General features: G+C 56.6%; 14 protein-coding genes and 1 other RNA gene. 11 read left to right on the forward strand and 4 right to left on the reverse strand.

All coding sequences use genetic code 11. The features are described 5' to 3' along the window. Nucleotides 1–90: 90 nt before the first annotated feature. Nucleotides 91–446: a transfer-messenger RNA gene (gene ssrA, locus M0Q23_08200) on the reverse strand. A 408-nt stretch (nt 447–854) separates the two neighbouring features. On the opposite strand from ssrA, the gene M0Q23_08205 reads away from it, so the two are divergent. After that, nucleotides 855–3,557, forward strand: coding sequence for a cation-transporting P-type ATPase (locus M0Q23_08205; protein MCK9528602.1), 2,703 nt, complete (start codon nt 855–857; stop codon nt 3,555–3,557). 98 nt (nt 3,558–3,655) lie between these two features. Beyond that, nucleotides 3,656–4,465, forward strand: coding sequence for a mechanosensitive ion channel (locus M0Q23_08210; GenBank protein ID MCK9528603.1), 810 nt, complete (start codon nt 3,656–3,658; stop codon nt 4,463–4,465). A gap of 289 nt (nt 4,466–4,754) precedes the next feature. Here M0Q23_08210 and M0Q23_08215 read toward each other — a convergent pair whose 3' ends face one another. The 3 genes from M0Q23_08215 to selB are packed head-to-tail and all read right to left on the reverse strand — an operon-like array spanning nt 4,755 to nt 8,400. Beyond that, on the reverse strand, nt 4,755–5,726 hold the full coding sequence (locus M0Q23_08215; GenBank protein ID MCK9528604.1) for an HD domain-containing protein: 972 nt from the start codon (nt 5,724–5,726) through the stop codon (nt 4,755–4,757). Continuing rightward, nucleotides 5,723–6,484, reverse strand: coding sequence for a formate dehydrogenase accessory sulfurtransferase FdhD (fdhD, locus tag M0Q23_08220; protein ID MCK9528605.1), 762 nt, complete (start codon nt 6,482–6,484; stop codon nt 5,723–5,725). Before fdhD ends, M0Q23_08215 begins: the two co-directional genes overlap by 4 nt. After that, on the reverse strand, nt 6,481–8,400 hold the full coding sequence (gene selB / locus M0Q23_08225) for a selenocysteine-specific translation elongation factor (GenBank protein MCK9528606.1): 1,920 nt from the start codon (nt 8,398–8,400) through the stop codon (nt 6,481–6,483). Before selB ends, fdhD begins: the two co-directional genes overlap by 4 nt. Before the next feature lie 193 nt (nt 8,401–8,593). On the opposite strand from selB, the gene ruvX reads away from it, so the two are divergent. The 9 genes from ruvX to mraY all read left to right on the forward strand — a co-directional run bounded on the left by ruvX (nt 8,594) and on the right by mraY (nt 17,842). Next, on the forward strand, nt 8,594–9,055 hold the full coding sequence (gene ruvX / locus M0Q23_08230; GenBank protein MCK9528607.1) for a Holliday junction resolvase RuvX: 462 nt from the start codon (nt 8,594–8,596) through the stop codon (nt 9,053–9,055). Further along, nucleotides 9,042–10,052 (forward strand): endolytic transglycosylase MltG, encoded by a 1,011-nt coding sequence (gene mltG, locus M0Q23_08235; protein ID MCK9528608.1) that lies wholly within the window; start codon nt 9,042–9,044, stop codon nt 10,050–10,052. Before ruvX ends, mltG begins: the two co-directional genes overlap by 14 nt. A gap of 61 nt (nt 10,053–10,113) precedes the next feature. Next, nucleotides 10,114–10,584, forward strand: a complete 471-nt coding sequence (gene mraZ, locus M0Q23_08240) for a division/cell wall cluster transcriptional repressor MraZ (protein MCK9528609.1) — start codon at nt 10,114–10,116, stop codon at nt 10,582–10,584. A gap of 2 nt (nt 10,585–10,586) precedes the next feature. Then, on the forward strand, nt 10,587–11,525 hold the full coding sequence (rsmH, locus tag M0Q23_08245) for a 16S rRNA (cytosine(1402)-N(4))-methyltransferase RsmH (protein MCK9528610.1): 939 nt from the start codon (nt 10,587–10,589) through the stop codon (nt 11,523–11,525). Nucleotides 11,526–11,528: 3 nt separating this feature from the next. Beyond that, entirely contained in the window at nt 11,529–11,825 is a 297-nt protein-coding gene (gene ftsL / locus M0Q23_08250) for a cell division protein FtsL (protein MCK9528611.1), read from the forward strand. After that, nucleotides 11,818–13,818 carry a penicillin-binding transpeptidase domain-containing protein gene (locus M0Q23_08255; GenBank protein MCK9528612.1) on the forward strand — a complete coding sequence of 667 codons (2,001 nt, stop codon included), beginning with the start codon at nt 11,818–11,820 and terminating at the stop codon, nt 13,816–13,818. The genes ftsL and M0Q23_08255 overlap by 8 nt, the downstream gene beginning before the upstream one ends. A 15-nt stretch (nt 13,819–13,833) precedes the next feature. Further along, nucleotides 13,834–15,345, forward strand: a complete 1,512-nt coding sequence (locus tag M0Q23_08260; GenBank protein ID MCK9528613.1) for a UDP-N-acetylmuramoyl-L-alanyl-D-glutamate--2,6-diaminopimelate ligase — start codon at nt 13,834–13,836, stop codon at nt 15,343–15,345. Next, the gene (locus M0Q23_08265; GenBank protein ID MCK9528614.1) at nt 15,342–16,766 is read left to right on the forward strand and encodes a UDP-N-acetylmuramoyl-tripeptide--D-alanyl-D-alanine ligase; all 1,425 of its coding nucleotides are present in this window, start codon (nt 15,342–15,344) and stop codon (nt 16,764–16,766) included. Before M0Q23_08260 ends, M0Q23_08265 begins: the two co-directional genes overlap by 4 nt. After that, nucleotides 16,763–17,842: a phospho-N-acetylmuramoyl-pentapeptide-transferase gene (gene mraY / locus M0Q23_08270; protein ID MCK9528615.1), complete on the forward strand. Its 1,080-nt coding sequence runs from the start codon at nt 16,763–16,765 to the stop codon at nt 17,840–17,842. The genes M0Q23_08265 and mraY overlap by 4 nt, the downstream gene beginning before the upstream one ends. Nucleotides 17,843–17,845: the final 3 nt, after the last annotated feature.

A 17,845-nucleotide genomic window follows, 5' to 3' on the forward strand; every position in this document is an offset into this window, starting at 1 on the left:
AACGGGCGCAAACCCTTTAGAAACAAGGGGAAAAAGAAAACCCGTCACCCCGGAGAATGACCCCAGAGAGACGGGTTTGTCTTTTCTAAATGGTGGAGGCGGCGGGAGTCGAACCCGCGTCCGGAAATATTCCACTGCAGTTTCTTCGTGCGGAGCCTTTGTTTTGGTCTTCGCCCCGGAAAGCTCCCAAGGGCAGGATCGATCCGGCGCTATCCTGTAAGGTTTTCGCCTCGCTTCCGCCAGGAAGGGAAGGTCGGCTATCCTGTCTGAATGACGCCCTCATCTGATCCGGCAGGAAAGATCAGGAGAACGGTAGCCGTCTTAAGCGGCTACGGCGTAATCGTAGTTGTCTGCGATTATGGTTTCCTGCCTGTTTTACGAGGCCTGCAGGAACCTCGGCACGCTTCTACAGCTTCAACTATCCCCGTCGAAACCGTTTCGCCCCCATGAGTTTATTTAGAGGTAGTATTACTATAGTCATTCCGGACGATTTCGTCAAGATATTCCTGCGGGCGTGTTAGCAACAAATAGATTTGTCCGGTTTTTGTAGCACGTACATGAGCACGGAAACCGTCTGTTCTGTCATTTCGACCGCAGGGAGAAATCTTGTACAATGCCGGGAGCAAGGAAAGATTTCTCGTCGCTTCGCTTTTCGAAATGACGCGCGCTCATTCATCCGTTGCCTCATAAATAGATGTTACCGAGCGTAGCGAGAATGGAGAGACGTATCTATTGACAGCCTCCGGACCCGCCAGTATACTCCGATCCGCTGAGCGAAAGGGTACGACGGACGGATGGTTCCGGACATACCGGGTCCGGTCAGTGAAATATGTGTTTGCAAAGGGAAAAAAGCAATGCCATTACCGGAGGTTGTGAAGGAGGAAGGAGAGGAAAGAAAGTGGTACGCGGAAGAGCTTGAATCTGTTCTCGAGGAGTTGGACACATCGCCTGACAGCGGTCTTTCCGGGGATGAGGCACGGTTGAGGCTGGAACGCTTCGGTGAAAACCGGCTTCCCGAGCCGTCGGAGCGGAGCGTCCTTATGCGATTCCTTGTCCAGTTTCACAATGTACTCATTTATGTTCTTATCATCGCCGCGGTCATCACGGCTCTCATAGATCACTGGATTGACACCTGGATCATCCTGGGAGTGGTTATAATCAATGCCGTTGTCGGCTTTATCCAGGAAGGGAAAGCGGAGCGGGCCCTGGAAGGCATAAAAAACATGCTTTCTCTGAAAGCGACGGTTCTTCGGGACGGGGAGCGGAGGGAAGTAGATGCCTCGGGGCTGGTTCCCGGAGATATCGTCGTCATACGGTCCGGAGACAAGGTTCCCGCCGACATGCGCGTTATCGTCGCGCGGAATCTCACAATCGATGAATCATCCCTGACGGGTGAATCGGAAGATGTCGTGAAGTCGCCCGGAAAGGTCTCCTCCGACGCCTTTCTGGGTGATCGGACAAACATGGCTTATTCCGGTACTGCCGTCACCCGGGGAAGCGCCACGGGAGTCGTGACGGCCACGGGGGGAGCCACGGAGATCGGCCGGATCAACCGCATGATCTCGGAAGTACGGCAGGTAACGACGCCTCTTCTGCAGCAGATCGGCCGTTTCGGCATCTACCTGTCTCTGGCCATTCTCGTCGTGACAGCGAGTTTTTTCCTCTTCGGCTATTTTTTCCGGACCTACGGAATCGACGAATTGTTCATGGCTGCCATCGGTATTGCCGTGGCGGCGATTCCGGAAGGGCTGCCGGCCATCATGACCATCGCCCTGGCCATCGGCGTTCAGCGAATGGCAGGCCGCAATGCCATTATACGGCGGCTCCCCTCCGTTGAAACCCTCGGAACGGTAAGCGTCATCTGTTCCGACAAGACAGGGACGCTTACCCGCAACGAAATGACGGCACAGTATATCGTTACTGCCGATGCCCGCTATGACGTGGACGGGGTGGGTTACAATCCCGAAGGCGCCATCAGGAAAGACGGGGACGAAGTTACCCCCGGGGATGAGCCCGTTCTGCTTCGTCTGCTTCAATGCGTCCGTGCCTGCAATGATTCCACGATCGGAAGGGATGATGGGGGCAACTGGACGGTCATTGGTACGCACACGGAAGGGGCCCTTGTGGCGCTGGCCGGCAAGGCGCGCATGGATGACCTGTCTTTTAGGCGTCTGGACACGATGCCCTTCGAATCGGGATACAAGTATATGGCTACGCTCAACGAGGTGGAGGGCGCCACCATGCTCTTCGCGAAAGGGGCTCCCGAGAGGCTCCTTGAACGCTGTGAAGTCCAGATGTCCGACAGCGGCGAGGAACCCATCGATCGGGATTTCTGGGGGGAGGCCATGGAATCACTGGCGGGACAGGGCCAGAGGATCATTGCCGCCGCCTTCCGTCCCATGGTGGACGGTACGAACTCAATCGGCCATGGTGATCTCGACGAGGGGCTGATCTTTCTGGGCCTTGTCGGTATTATCGATCCCCCGCGACCGGAGGCCGCGGAAGCCGTCCGGAAATGCCGGAAGGCGGGGATCACCGTGAAAATGATCACCGGTGACCATGCCCTGACGGCAAAAGCCGTCGGTGCCACTCTCGGTATCGGAGACGGGGAGAAGGTCATCACCGGTGCCGAGCTCGAGGCAATGGATAACAACCGTCTCCGGAGCATCGTCATGGACTATGACGTGTTTGCCCGGACAAGCCCGGAACACAAGCTGCGGCTGGTACAAGCGCTGCAGGCAAACTCCCTGCTCTGTGCCATGACCGGTGACGGCATCAACGACGCGCCGGCTCTGAAGCAGGCCGATATCGGTATCGCCATGGGAATAAAGGGAACGGAGGTGACCAGGGAGGCTTCAGAGATGGTTCTGGCAGATGACAACTTCGCGTCCATCGTCCATGCCGTGGAGGAAGGACGGACCGTCTACGACAATCTCCGCAAGGCCCTGCTCTTTATTCTGCCCACGAGCGGGGCGGCGTCCCTGGTTATAATGGCGGCCATCTTTCTGGGAATCGTATTGCCCATAACGCCCGTGCAGATTCTCTGGGTCAACATGGTCACCACCGTCACTCTCGCTCTGGCACTTTCCTTTGAGCCCATGGAACGAAAGGTCATGGAACGTCCTCCCCGGGAACCCGACGAGCCTCTGCTGGGCGGGTATTTCATGTGGCGTATCGCCTTTGTCTCCTGCCTCATCTGCGGTCTGGTCCTCCTGGCGTACACGATGATGCGGAATGGGGGGGCCGACATCGCTGCGGCCCGAACCATTGCAGTGAACGGCCTCGTGGCGGGCCAGTTGTTTTATCTGTTCAACTGCCGGAAAATGTACGAATCGAGTTTCACGGCGGATTTCTTCAATAACAGGATCGCCTTCATTGCCGCCGGCGCTCTCGTTGTACTCCAGATTGCTTTTACCTATCTTCCCGTGATGAACACGCTCTTCGGTTCGGCGTCGCCGGCCGTCACGGATTGGCTCTATCCTGTCGCCATCGGCATCGTCGTGGCTTTAGTGGTTGAGATTGAAAAGTACCTCTACAACAGGTTGCGGAGAACCTGATCCGCCTGGAACATGAAAATGGCAGTGGTTAAAATAACTGATTTTATTATACTGGTGTTCACAAGACACGGGACGGTCTGATAAAGAGGAGGTGAGCAATGGAACAGATGGTCGGGAGTATTCAGACATGGGTGGCCTTCTACGGGCTGAAAGTTGTCGCCGCACTGGCAATCCTTGTGATCGGCCGCTATGCTGCGCAAGTCTTGCGAATCATGGTCGCCCGGATTTTGAGGAAGAGCAATCTCGATGAAATGCTGGTTTCTTTCTCGGCGAGTGTTACCTACGTTGCCATACTTGCCTTTGTCATCATTGCCGCCTTGGGAAAGCTGGGTGTGCAGACGGCGTCTTTCATCACCGTTATCGGTGCCGCCGGCCTTGCCGTCGGCCTGGCCCTGCAGGGTTCGCTGTCCAATTTCGCCGCAGGGTTTCTTATGGTGGTTTTCAAGCCCTTCGCGATCGGTGACTACATCGAGGCGGCGGGGGTGGCCGGATCTGTGTCGGAGATCGGTATATTCACGACGGTTCTCAAATCTCCCGACAACAGGAAGATCATTGTTCCCAACGCGAAGTTAACATCGGACAACATAACCAATTATTCGGCCCATGACAAACGTCGGATAGATATTGTCGCGTCCGTGAGCTACCGTGATGATCTCGAGAAGGTGCGGAGGGTCCTTGAAGAAGTTCTTGCCTCCGACGCCCGGGTTCTTCCGGAGCCGGCCCCGATCATCGGGGTACTGTCCACTGCCGATGGCAGCGTTGATTTTGCCGTGAGGCCCTGGGCGAAGACAGTCGACTACTGGGGTCTTTTCTTTGCCCTGCAGGAGGAGATCAAGAAGCGCTTCGACGCGGAGGGCATTACCATTCCCTTCCCGCAGCAGGATGTGCATCTTCACGAGGCTCGCTAGCGCCGTGTAACAGTCGGTCGTTTGGATCAGAACCTGCCGCACGGTGCGCTCGAGACCTTTTCAATGGTGTCATTTCGAGGAGCATCGCGACAAGAAATCCCTGTCCCGAGCAAAGCGAGGGGTCTTTCAGACTTCTCACATGCGTTCGAAGTGACGGGGGGGCGGAACCCGACTGCGATGCCCTCAATCGCTTGGAGTATCGAGGGGTAATAGTGACGGTTCCCGGGGATAGGTGCGATTTTGTGTCGCGATTCTTTGCATCCCGGGCGATTCCCTCGCCCTTGCAGCATCAGGGGGTACCATCGGGTTTCGGCCCCCGGTACAGGAACCGGTCCAGGAGCCGGTGGTAGTTGGTCCAGGGGGAGTCATCGTCGCCGCCGGCCATGTGTGTTTCGAAGGCATTCATTTTCGCGTCCAGATCATCTATAAAATTGATCAGGAGGGCCTCCCGTGTCTTGGGCCGTTTCGGCGAACCATATTCGAGAAGGCCGTGATGGCTGAGCAGGATGTGCCTGAGTTCCAGGGCAAGGTGTTCTGGAAATCCTTCCAGTTCCCGGATTACGCGGTCCGCCATTTCAACTCCCAGAACGATGTGTCCCACGAGCCGCCCTTCATCGGTATAGTCGATCATGGTGCTGTAGGAAAGTTCCGTGATCTTTCCGATGTCGTGGAGGATGCATCCCGTAATCAAGAGGTCCCGGTTCAGGTCTTCGTAGTGGCCTGAAACGGCGATCATGAGTCGGGTCACCGAAAGAGTGTGTTCCAGGAGGCCGCCGATATAGGCGTGGTGGAATCCTTTGGCCGCCGGAGCGTGCTTGAAGGCGTGTGTGGTTTCAGGGTTGTCGAAAATCCGTCGGAGAAGGGCCCCGAGGTGGGGATTCTCCACGGTATCCATGATGGCCGCCAGTTCGGCGAACATGCCTTCCACATCGTGTCGTGATGCCGGCGAAAAATCAGCCGGGTTCAGGTTTGCGTCCGTGACGGGATCGCACTCGTAGAGCGACAGTTGAAGCACGTCCCTGAAGTTCACCGCCCGTCCCTGCACGGACACAAGGTCTCCCTTCTTGAAACCTTCGCTGACGGCAAGAGCGTCCTCCCAGACGCGGGCCTCGATATCACCGCTTCTGTCCCTGAGTTTCAAACTGAGATAGGGATTGCCTTTCTGTGAGACGGCAAGGTTTTTTTCCGTAACCAGGAATACTCCCCGAATCTTGTCTCCGGCCTGGATGCCTTGTACGAAGAGCGTTTTTTCAATGTTCAAACGATCACCCTGCTTTCATGCGTATAGACCCGGAACTCGCTGTTTCTGACGTAGCCCACCAGAGTCATTCCCGATCGCCGGGCCGAGTCCACGGCGCCTGAGGTCGGCACCGAGTGGGAGATTATAACGGGAAAACCCTGGGACAACGCTTTCCCGACTATTTCCGCCGATATCCGTCCCGTGGTGAGGAGCGCGGCCTGTCCGCAATGAATACGCTCTTTGAGCGTGTACCCCACGATCATATCGACGGTGTTGTGTCTTCCGATATCTTCCCGGGTACACAGTAGTTCACCTTTCATGGCGAGACCTGAGCAATGTGTTCCCCGCGTTATTGTGTGGATCGTCGTTGCCTCGAGCAGCCGGTCCATGAGAGAACAAATCTGCACGGGGGACAGAGCGGGGCCCGAATCAGTGTGGAAGGCCGCGACGTGTTCTGTCCGCTTTCCTGCACCGCTTGACATGATCGACACGGTCGGAGAAGGCGCTTCACGAGTGTCCGTTGTTGTGAGACTGACCCGGGGGGGCGATTCTTCCACGGTTATGCCGGCAACATCATCGATGCCGTCGATGAGGCCTTCGGATTTCAGGTAACCCAGGGCAAGTTCTTCCACGTGTATACCCGCGCAGGCTATTTCCACCAAGGGCTCATCGTTGAGCCGGAGCTCCAGGAAGGTTTCCCTCACGACAGGCCGCGTTACCCGGTGACCCCTCCCGTTGCGGCAGTGGACAAGGGGGAGTTCGACGAATGGAGGCTTCATCGTTTTTGACTCTCCCGCAGAACGCGGCCGTTGCTGACACGTATGGTCAGGTTTGTCTTATCGAAATATTCCATAAGGGGAATGATGTATTTTCTCGACAGGCCCGTCAGTTCTTTGAAGTCCGCCGGCTCAAAAACCTCTTTTTCCAGGAGACGCGCCTTGTAGTCCTCCCGGAGTTTTTCCAGGATGCCGCTTTCAAAGAGCATGTCATCGCTCACCTTTACCAGCATTCCCTGGTCGATAAGTACTTTCAGGAGGTTGGCTGATTTTTTTTTGTCCCCGCCGGCCTGTTCGAGGATCTCCTTCGTCGCCGGAGGGGAAAGCCCCGATTCACGATAACGCCGAAGGATGTCCTCTTTCAGCGTTTCAAGGTCCTCAGTCAGGTGTACCCCGTGGCCGGCCCCGGCAACGGTTTCTCTGTCGACGGTCACAAGATTTCGGGATTCCAGGTCAAGGAGGGCCTTGTTGAAGAGTTTCTGGGATGCGTGGGCACCCAGAGAAATTCTCAGCTCTTCCTTTGCCATTCCCTTCTTCAGGGGGTACTTTTTGTGATAGGCCGAAACGATGGCCATGATGTTCTTCATCAGGTCTTCATAGACAGGCCAGGCGACGGCCCGTCGCTCCTCCCTGTCCGCGAGAAGCGCCTGTCTGCGGGCGAACATGTCTTCGACAATACCCTGCTGATCCCCCGTGGGGATTCCCGTCCGCGTGACAAGCCGCTTAAGCGATATCCCATTCATTCCCGCCCGCCGCAGGATTGTCTGCGTTTTCTCAGTGGTGCTTCCTTGGTCGAGGAGACGCAGATCGTCGATTCCCGCCGCGGAAAAACGCTTGATCTTCCCGGCAATCGGATCGAGTACGTGGCCGCCGCCGATGGTCGTGATCGGCGAATAGCTTCGTATCACGAAGTGATCTCCCGCCATCGCGACGGCCGGTTCTTCCAGAATGATCTGGCAGCGGGTGTGGGCTCCCGGTTCCAGGTCGTTCCGATCCACAAAATGGAGGCGGGCCATGATTTCGGCGGTTCCTATATGGAACCTGACCGGGGCCCGGTGTCTGAGCTTTCGTTTAGCCGTGGGGAGATGGCGCAGAAGGACGTCCATCCTTCGGGAAGGTTCAAAGAACGACGGATGGGCGATGGTGTCACCCCGCCGGATTTTATCCACGTCGAGTCCCTGGAAGTTGATGGCCGTTCTGAATCCCGGTTCCGCGACGCTTCGTGATTCATTGTGTACCTGGAGTCCCCGAACTTTTGCGGCTATGCCCGCGGGAAGAACCGTTACCGTGTCGCCGACACGTACTGTTCCCGCCATGAGGGTGCCTGTAACAACGGTTCCAAAGCCCTTCATGGTGAATATTCTATCCACGGGAAGCCTGAAATAGTCGGGACGGTTCCGGACCTCTTCATGCCGGGCAAGTTCTGTCAGGGCTTCAAGGAGATCCGTGAGGCCCGCCCCGGATTGGGATGAGACGGGAATAACGGGAGCATCCTTCAAAAACGATTCCGCCAGGAAGGACCGGATATCGTCAATGACCAGCGACAGCCATTCATCGTCCACGAGGTCGGTTTTCGTCACCGCCACAAGCCCCCGCTTCACATTGAGAAGATCGCAGATGTGAAGATGTTCCCGGGTTTGGGGCATGACCCCTTCGTCGGCGGCGATGACCAGCATGACCGCGTCGATGCCGGCCGCCCCGGCGACCATGTTTTTGACAAACCGTTCATGTCCCGGAACATCGACAATGCCCATGTAGGTGGTATCGTCAAGGCTGAGGGAGGCAAATCCCAGGTCAATGGTTATGCCCCGCTCCTTTTCCTCTTTCAGGCGGTCTGTGTCGATGTCGGTCAGCGCCTTGACAAGTGACGTTTTTCCATGATCCACATGTCCCGCTGTTCCCAGTACGATATGTCTCATGGCGTCCTGGAGTCCTCCGGTCTGGTGATGTTGCGGCCGGATTCCGAGCCGGCACGGTGCCCTGTCACCGCACAGAACATTGAACGCTATCAGAAGATGGCCTGTTACACAATATGAAAACAGAGATCCTCTCCGGGGAGGCTGAATGGGGCGGGTTTCAGAAGGCGGAATTTTTTGTAAAAAGCGGTTCTCTGTGATAGAAAGTACCGTCATGACACTGCTTGGTATTGATTACGGAACCCGCCGTATCGGCGTGGCCGTCAGCGATGACTTGGGAATAACCGCCCAGGCGTTGTGTACGATTGAGCGAAAAACCATCGCCTCGGACCTGGACAGGATTGCCCGTATTACCGAGGAACGGGGTGTCACTTCCATCATCATCGGATATCCCGTCAGGTCTGATGGCCGGGAAGGCGTCGAGTGCGAGCGGGTCAGGCGGTTTGCCGGGCGCCTGGCAGAACGGTGCGGTCTTCCCGTTAAGACCTGGGACGAACGCTTCACGACGAGGGAAGCGGAGGAACTGCTCCTCCAGGCGGATATGAGCCGAAAAAAAAGAAAAAAAATTATCGATCGGGTGGCGGCGTCCCTCATTCTCCAGGGATATCTGGATTCCTCCCGGCGGGACACGCCGCACAACAGTCATGAAGATCCTTAGGATAATCCTGGTAGTGACTGTCATCGTCCTGGTTGCAGCGCTTTCGGCGGCGTCATTCCGGATGTACCGATACGCCCATAACCCCCTCAATCCCGAGATTGCCACGGTAACCATTCTTGTCCCCCGAGGAGCGACGCTCCTCCATATTACCGCCCTGCTGGAACAGGAGGGACTCATGCCTCACCCGAGAGCCTTCTGCTTCCTCGCCCGTTTGAAGGGTGCCCGGGACCGCATGAAGGCCGGCGAGTATGAGCTGGCCGGGCGGGCAACGCCGCTGGATGTGATCGGGAGGATGACCAGGGGCGAGGTCAAGGTGTACCGTGTCTCTGTTCCCGAGGGGTTTTCCATGTATCAGGTGGCAGAACGGTTCTCCGCTGAAGGCCTGGCTGATGTGGATGTCTTTCTGAGGCACCTGCATGACGGCGAACTCCTGTCGTCACTGGGCATCGAAGGAGCGAGCGCCGAGGGGTACCTCTTTCCCGACACGTATCATGTGACGAGGGCAAAGGACGAGGAGGCCATTATACGTTTCATGGTGCGGCGGTTCCGGGAAGAAGTCTCGCCCGACCTGGTCCGGGAAGCGGAGACGCTGGGATTGACCCTGAACGAGTTGGTAACCCTGGCGTCCATAATTGAAAAGGAAGCGGGCTGTGAGGATGAAAAATCACTGGTTTCAGCCGTGTTCCATAACCGCCTGAAAAAAGGCATGCGCCTGCAGAGCGATCCCACCGTCATATACGGCGTCGAAGGCTTCGAGGGGAGAATCAGAAAGACTGATCTGGAGCGGGAAACGCCCTACAACACCTACCGGATACGGGGGCTGCCGCCGGGTCCTATCTGCAACCCCGGTGCATCGTCGATTCTGGCGGCCCTGAACCCCGCGCCTGTTGATTATCTTTACTTTGTCTCGAGAAATGATGGAAGCCATCAATTTTCATCAAATCTGTCCGATCACAATGCCGCTGTTATAAAATACCAGATTAAAAGACAAAAATAACTTTTTTGCTTGACAAAGGTCAGGGGCCCCTCTATATTTCGCCTTAAGTGGAGGAATGTGGATGGATGTGGAGGGAATGAAGTCCCTGTCTGTTTTCAGAGGACGACACTATCACAACATTGACGAGAAGGGGAGGATCATCTTCCCGGCGAAGCTCTATGACGTCTTCGCGGAGCACTATGACAACCGCCTGGTCATTACGAGCTGGGACGGTTACCTGCTCGTGTTTCCCTATCCCGAGTGGGCCGCCATAGAAGAAAAAATGTTCCGCCAGTCGCTTATCAGGAAAGAAGTGCGTGAATTTCAGCGACTCTTCATGTCCGGGGCGGTTGACTGCACCTTCGATTCCCAGCGACGAATCCTGATTCCTCCTTCACTGAGGCGGGATGCCGGCCTCGATAAGGAAATCGTCACGGCCGGAATGGGGCGGAGCATCGAAATATGGGACAAGGGACGCTTTGAGGCCGCCCTGGACAAGACGAGCAGAAACGTTGAGGTCTACAGCGAGTATATTGCCGACCTGGGAATATAGTGATGGGTGGAACCTTCCACAGAGCCGCCATGGTGGACAAGGCGGTGGAATCACTCATGGTGAAGCCTGGTGGAATCTACGTGGACGGAACCCTCGGGGGAGGCGGACACGCCGGGGAAATTTTGAGGAGGTCGGCCCCTGACGGAATTCTGATCGGCATTGACCGCGATGACGAGGCTCTCGATGAATCCCGGAGGGTTCTTGCGTCCTTCGGCGAACGGGCGGTTCTGATGAAAGGTAATTTTTCCAGAATAAAGGAAATAATTGCCCGATCGGTCCCTGCCGGGGTGGATGGAATCCTGCTGGATCTCGGGGTTTCTTCTCACCAGCTTGTTACGGCTTCACGGGGATTCAGCTTCAGCCTCGACGGTCCTCTGGACATGCGCATGAATGGACAGGATTCGTTTACCGCCGGTGATCTTGTCAATACCTGTCCGGAAGAACGGCTGAAGGAGATAATCAGGGAATACGGCGAGGAGAAACAGGCAGGCCGGATCGCCCGCGCTATTGTCGAGGCCAGGCGTCGCTCCCCCATTACCACCACAGGCCAATGTGCCGCGTTGGTTTCGAAGGCGCTGGGATCACGGGCGCGGACAGCGAAGATCCATCCCGCCACGAAAACCTTCCAGGCTCTTCGAATCGCCGTGAATAAGGAGTTGGAAAATCTCGAGGCCGCTGTCAGGGGCGGCATAGAGATGTTGAAACCGGGTGGGCGGTTTACGGTCATTTCATTTCATTCTTTAGAAGACAGGATCGTCAAGAACCTTTTCCGGGAAGCCGCGACGGAATGCAGTTGCCCACCCCATTTCCCCCTGTGTGTGTGCCGGAAGAAGAAAACTGTCACCGTCATTACCGGGCGTCCTGTCAGGCCTGACCCGGGTGAAACGGAGCAGAACCCCAGGGCCAGGAGCGCCCGGTTGCGAACGGTTGAAAAGGTATGAACCATGGCAGGGTTCGCCGATAAACAGCGGGGGGAACACCGGTTTTCCCATATTGTCGTCGGCGTTGTGATGATCATGCTAGCGGCCCTGATCTACGTGTGGGTTCAGGTGAACATCACGAAAGTCAACTACGCCATAGCCCGGGAAATGAACAGGCAGGAAAAGCTGCTCGAAGAAACGAGGCAGCTGAAAATAGAGGTTGAAACGCTCGAGTCGCCGAGGCGTATCGAGGGCATCGCGAGGGAGACGCTGAAAATGCGGTATCCTGAAACAAGCCAGGTGGTGATCCTCCATGACTAAAAAAGCACGAAAATGGCTTCGATTCAGGGTTGCCGTCCTGATGGTCCTGTTCCTGGTCCTCTTTGTGGGGCTCCTGTCCAGGGCTCTTCACCTGCAGATTATTTCCGGAGACGATCTCAAGGGGTTGGCCGACCGGCAGCACACCCGTAACCTGGTAGTCCGGCAGGAGAGAAAAATGATTCTTGACCGGAACGGGCAGAAGCTTGCCGCCACGATCCGTGTCGATTCCATCTATGCCGACCCTTCAAAAATCTCCGATACTGAAAATACCGCCGCCCGGTTGGCAGGAATCCTCGAAGCAGACAGGAACAAGATCCGAACATTGCTTTCACGGCGTAGCAGTTTTGTCTGGATAGCCCGGCGGGTGTCGCCGGACCAGAAGCAACGGGTACAGGACCTGGCCATCGAGGGTATTTACACCATTCCCGAACCGCAACGATTTTATCCGCACCGGGAACTGGCCTGCCATATCATCGGTTTCGCGGGTCTTGACTCGCAGGGGCTGGAAGGCCTTGAACTTCAGTATGACGGCGCTCTCAAAAGCGTCCCCCGGCGCTTCCTCTGGAGCCGAGACGCGAAGGGTACGAGCATTTACCGTGAGAATGGCGCCGACACCATGATGGTCAACGAGGACGGCGGTGCCGATCTGGTCCTCACCATTGACAGCAAAATACAGAATCTCGTGGAGCGGGAACTGCAGGAAGCGGTTCACCAGACAGACTCCGCAAGCGGTATGGTCATCGTTATGGACGTCCGAACGGGAGAGATCCTGGCCATGGCCAACGCGCCTTCTTACAACCTCAATACTTTTGGAAACTACACGGCCGATGTCCGGAGAAACCGTGCCGTCACGGATACCTTCGAGCCCGGATCCATCTTCAAGCCATTCGTGATAGCCGCCGCCCTGGAAGAAGGGGTCCTGTCCGAGAAGGATTCCATATATTGTGAAAACGGAACCTATGTTATCGGGGGAAGGACCATCCATGAAGCTCAACTGAAAAAGTTCGGGTATCTGAGTGCCGGTGAAATAGTCAAGTTCTCAAGCAATATAGGAACTGTGAAAATTTCCGAAAAACTGGGGAAGGATACGCTCCACCGATACCTTGCCTCCTTCGGATTCGGTACACGGACCGGCGTAGATCTACCCGGTGAGGTGGGGGGAATCATGCGCGGCTCCCAGGAATGGAGAGCAGTTGACTTCGCTACCATTTCCTTCGGACAGGGCATTTCTGTAACGGGGATTCAGCTCGCGGCAGCCATGTCCGCCATAGCGAACAACGGTGTTCTCATGAAACCCTACATCGTGAAAGCCATGGTTGACGGTGACGGCACAATAGTGCGGGAATTTCATCCCACGCCGGTTCGACAGGTGGTTTCGCCCCTTACCGCCCGCAGGATGACGGCGATGATGACTGATGTCGTTGAAAGTGACGACGGGACCGGTCGAGCCGCCCGTGTCCGCAGCGTCGCCGTGGCGGGGAAGACGGGTACCTCCCAGAAATTTGACTTTTCGCTCCGGCAGTATTCATCGAAACAGGTGATCACGTCGTTCATCGGTTTCTTTCCCGCCGAGGAGCCGAGGATGATGGTTCTTGTCGTGCTTGATGAACCGCAGAAAAACCGTTGGGGTGGTGTGGCGGCGGCCCCCGTGTTCAGGGAGATATCGGAGAGCATCCTCACCCGGTTCAACCGGGACATTGACCTGAAGCGCCTGTCGGCGCTTCAGGTGGAGCGGGAAATGTCCATTGTCCCAGCCTCCGCCGTTCCGGTGTTTAACGAACGGGTCAATTCCTTCAATCAGCCCGCTCATGAACAGTTCTTCCCCGATTTTACGGGCCTGTCGCTGCGGGAAGTGTTGCAGGCGGGACAGGACCTGGGAATCGATATCAGGGTCACCGGAAGCGGCTGGGCGGTAAACCAGAAGGAACAGATGCCGTCGCATTCAAAAGGCAGGCCCCTGTGCCATGTCTTCTTCAGTGACTCTATCAGGTGAGGGGAGTGGGATTACATGGAACTGGCGCGGGTCCTGGCAGGCCTTCCCGTCATTGCTGTCGCGGGTGACCTTTCAAGAGACGTCACTCAAATCTGCTATGATTCCAGGCGATGTTCGGCAGGCGCGCTTTTCGTCGCCCTTCGCGGCCTCCTTTACGACGGCCATGAGTATGTGTCCGAAGCCCTGGAAAAGGGTGCCCGCTGCGTTGTTCATGAAAAGGACATTCCCCATTACCGGGGTGTGACCACTGTGCGGGTGGCCGACAGCAGGCGTGCTCTCAGTACCCTGGCTGCAAATTTTCACGGCCGGCCGTCAAAGCGTCTCTTCGTAACCGGCATAACGGGAACGAACGGCAAAACGACGATCACCTGTCTTCTGGAGTCCATTTTGAAGGCCGCGGGCATCAAGGCGGGTATCATCGGGACCATCAGCTGCCGGTACAACGACGTTGAACTCGTTTCGACCCATACGACGCCTGAATCACCGGATCTCCAACACATGCTCGAAACCATGGCTGACGCGGGAGTCAGCCATGTGGTCATGGAGGTGTCCTCCCATGCCGTCGACCGTGACCGGGTTGCCGACGTCGATTTTCAGCGGGGGGTTTTTACGAATCTTTCAAGCGAACATCTGGACTACCATGGTTCGATGGAGGCTTATTTTTCCGTAAAAAAACGTTTTTTCACGGAGCTGCTCAAAAAGAACCCTGCCGTGGTCAACAGTGATGATCACTGGGGACGGCGCCTGGCCGCCGAGATCGAGAATCCGCTGGTTACCTACGGCATCGACGGCGACCGGGATGTGAAGACCACGGCATATTCTCTGACCATGGACGGTATGACGGCCGTCGTACAGAGTCCCCGGGGGAGCATCTCTCTTTCCTCGAAGCTCACGGGGATGTTCAATCTCTCCAACGTGCTGGCGGCGGTCGCCCTGGCGATTACCCTCGATATACCGTCGTCTTCCATAGTCGCGGGGATAGAGAATGCCGCGGTTATTCCCGGTCGGCTCGAACGGGTTCCTTCGAGGGAACTGTCCGTTTTTGTTGATTACGCCCACACCGAGGACGGTCTGCGCAATGTCCTGGCGACCCTGCGGGCCTTTGAGCACAGCCGGCTCATCACCGTGTTCGGTTGCGGAGGAGACCGGGACCGGACGAAGCGCCCCCTCATGGGACGGACCGCCGTCGAACTGAGTGATTGCACGGTCATTACATCCGACAATCCACGGGATGAGAACCCTGCTGCTATCATTCGTGAAATCGAGGCAGGCATCAACGGATCGACGGTGCGTAAAGCGACACCATCCGACCCGGTCGTCGCTGAAGGAAAGGAATACAGGATTATCGAGGATCGAAGCGAGGCCATTGCCTGGGCTATAGCTGCCGCGGTACCCGGAGACATTGTGCTTATCGCGGGTAAAGGCCACGAGGAGTACCAGATCATCGGCAACAAAAGGATCCCCTTTGACGACAGGCGGGTTGCCGTACAGTGTCTCAGGGCACGGGGAGCGGGGAGCGAATCGTGACGGAAACAGGTTTCACTATAACAACAGCGGACATTCTCGAAGCCACCGGAGGGACTCTGCGGAAGACTGGACGGACCGAGTTGTGCCGGTCCTTGACCACCGATTCGAGAGACCTCCCGCCGAAAAGTCTTTTCGTCCCCATTAGGGGAACGACCTGGGACGGCCACGATTTTCTGTCCCAGGCCATCGCCGGAGGGGCCGCCGCGGTTCTCCTCGAAGAAGGCCGCGTTCCAGGGATCTCGGAGCTTGCAGGTGACGCCACGGTCATTTCCGTCAAGGACACCGTCAGGGCCTTGGGAGACATCGCGCACTGGTGGAGGAAAGGGTTTCCAGGTTCCGTCACGGCTGTCACAGGGAGTTCAGGGAAAACAACGACCAAGGAAATGATAGCACACACGGCGTCACAATCCTTCGATATCCTTAAAAACAGGGGGAACTTCAACAACTGTATCGGCCTTCCCCTGAGCTTGCTCCAATTGCGTCCCCATCACCAGGCCGGGGTTTTTGAGCTTGCCTCGAACCGGCCCGGGGAAATCGCCCGGTTGGCCGAGATCACCGATCCGGACGTTGCTGTCATAACCAACGTGGGCCCCGCCCACCTCCAGGGATTCGAAACGCTGGATGAGATCAGGGAAGAAAAGGGGGCGCTCTTTTCGGCGCTGAAAGTTGACGGCCTGGCCGTTATCAACCGGGACGATCCGAATATCAGGATCCTCGAAGACCGGTGGCGGGGGAAAAGTATCAGTTTCGGCATTACCGAGCAGGCGACTGTCCGGGCCGTACACATTTTTACCCGGGGAGGCATGGGCGTCAGCTTTACTCTGAAAATCGGCGGCCTTTCCCGGGGAATCGATATGTCCATCCTGGGAACGCACAACATCTACAACGCCCTTGCCGCCGCCGCCGCCTGCCTTGCCATGGCCGTTCCCTTTGACGAGATATGTGAAGGGCTGACAACCTTTCAGCAGGTTCCGGGAAGGATGACCGTTACACGGCTTGCGTCGGGGGCTACCCTGATCGATGACAGTTACAACGCGAATCCCGCTTCGGTCGCGGCGGCCCTGAACACCCTTGCCGCGGCCCGGCAAAGCGGTCAGAGTGTATTCATTTTCGGTGATATGCTCGAGTTGGGGGCTCAGGCAACGCTCATGCATGAAGAGGCCGGGGGGCTCGCCGCGGCGACCGGTGTGGGTACACTTTTTCTGACGGGAGCATATGCGGGTGCCGTGGCGAAAGGTGCCCGGGAAGCCGGGATGGCGGCGGAAAGGATTAAGGAAGTCAGCGGTCCCGACGATGTCATCTCCATCCTTCGGGGGTTGTATCGCAATGACTTGTGGATCCTGGTCAAGGGTTCACGGGCCATGAAAATGGAGCGCTTCGTCGAGGCCATCAAGGCGGACAGAACGGGGGAGACGTCATGATTTATCACGTGCTCTATCCCCTCAGCGATACGATTTCTTCCTTCAATATATTTCGCTATATAACGTTTCGGACCATCTATGCCACCATTACGGCACTGGTTCTATGCTTTATGCTCGGCCCCTGGATTATCAGGAAGATGCAGACCCTCCAGATCGTGCAGCAGATCCGTTCCGATGGACCGGGGTCTCATTTTTCAAAACAGGGAACACCCACCATGGGAGGAATCCTGATCGTTTTTTCCGTGGTGGTCTCGACCCTTCTGTGGGCCAGGCTCAACGTGGACTACATCTGGATGGTCATCATCATTACCGTCGGCTTCGGGCTCATCGGATTCGTCGACGATTATCGCAAGCTGTCCCGTCGGGACAGTCGGGGATTGCCCGGGAGAACACGTCTTCTGCTGGAGTTTGTCATCGCCTTCACCGTCAGCTGCCTGCTCTTCCTCAAGCCGGGCTTCAATTCAACGGTGATGATCCCCTTTTTCAAGACGATCATGCCTGATCTTCATTGGTTTTACGTGATCTTTTCCACCTTCATCATCGTGGGGGCGGCCAATGCCGTGAACCTGACCGACGGACTTGACGGCCTGGCTATCGGTCCCGCCACGATCTGTTTCGGGACCTACCTTCTTTTCGCCTATTTCGCGGGCAATATAAAGATAGCCGACTATCTTCAGACACCTTACGTGGCGGGTGTGGGGGAACTCACGGTTTTCTGCGGTGCCATGGTGGGAGCCGGACTGGGCTTCCTCTGGTACAACACCTATCCCGCCCAGATATTCATGGGCGATGTGGGTTCGCTTTCGCTGGGAGGCGCCCTCGGAACCGTGGCGGTGCTGACGAAGCAGGAAATCGTCCTGGTCATCGTGGGCGGTATTTTTGTGGTGGAAACGATCTCTGTCATATTCCAGGTCGGGTGGTTCAGGGTCTCCAATGGAAAGCGAATTTTCCGCATGGCACCCATCCACCATCATTTTGAACTGAAGGGGTGGCCCGAACCGAAGGTGATTGTCCGGTTCTGGCTCATATCCATTATTCTGGCGCTTCTTGCCATCAGCACCCTGAAGATCAGGTGACGG

Source organism: Syntrophales bacterium, from assembly GCA_023228425.1.
GTDB lineage: Bacteria > Desulfobacterota > Syntrophia > Syntrophales > UBA2210 > MLS-D.

Excerpts from the sequence above, each read along its gene's own strand:
- M0Q23_08205 (MCK9528602.1), top strand. The coding sequence starts at position 855 with ATGCCATTACCGGAGGTTGTGAAGGAGGAAGGAGAGGAAAGAAAGTGG.
- ftsL (MCK9528611.1), top strand. The coding sequence starts at position 11,529 with ATGGCAGGGTTCGCCGATAAACAGCGGGGGGAACACCGGTTTTCCCAT.
- selB (MCK9528606.1), bottom strand. The coding sequence starts at position 8,400 with ATGAGACATATCGTACTGGGAACAGCGGGACATGTGGATCATGGAAAA.
- mraZ (MCK9528609.1), top strand. The coding sequence starts at position 10,114 with ATGGATGTGGAGGGAATGAAGTCCCTGTCTGTTTTCAGAGGACGACAC.
- fdhD (MCK9528605.1), bottom strand. The coding sequence starts at position 6,484 with ATGAAGCCTCCATTCGTCGAACTCCCCCTTGTCCACTGCCGCAACGGG.
- M0Q23_08260 (MCK9528613.1), top strand. The coding sequence starts at position 13,834 with ATGGAACTGGCGCGGGTCCTGGCAGGCCTTCCCGTCATTGCTGTCGCG.
- rsmH (MCK9528610.1), top strand. The coding sequence starts at position 10,587 with ATGGGTGGAACCTTCCACAGAGCCGCCATGGTGGACAAGGCGGTGGAA.
- M0Q23_08210 (MCK9528603.1), top strand. The coding sequence starts at position 3,656 with ATGGAACAGATGGTCGGGAGTATTCAGACATGGGTGGCCTTCTACGGG.
- mraY (MCK9528615.1), top strand. The coding sequence starts at position 16,763 with ATGATTTATCACGTGCTCTATCCCCTCAGCGATACGATTTCTTCCTTC.
- M0Q23_08255 (MCK9528612.1), top strand. The coding sequence starts at position 11,818 with ATGACTAAAAAAGCACGAAAATGGCTTCGATTCAGGGTTGCCGTCCTG.
- mltG (MCK9528608.1), top strand. The coding sequence starts at position 9,042 with ATGAAGATCCTTAGGATAATCCTGGTAGTGACTGTCATCGTCCTGGTT.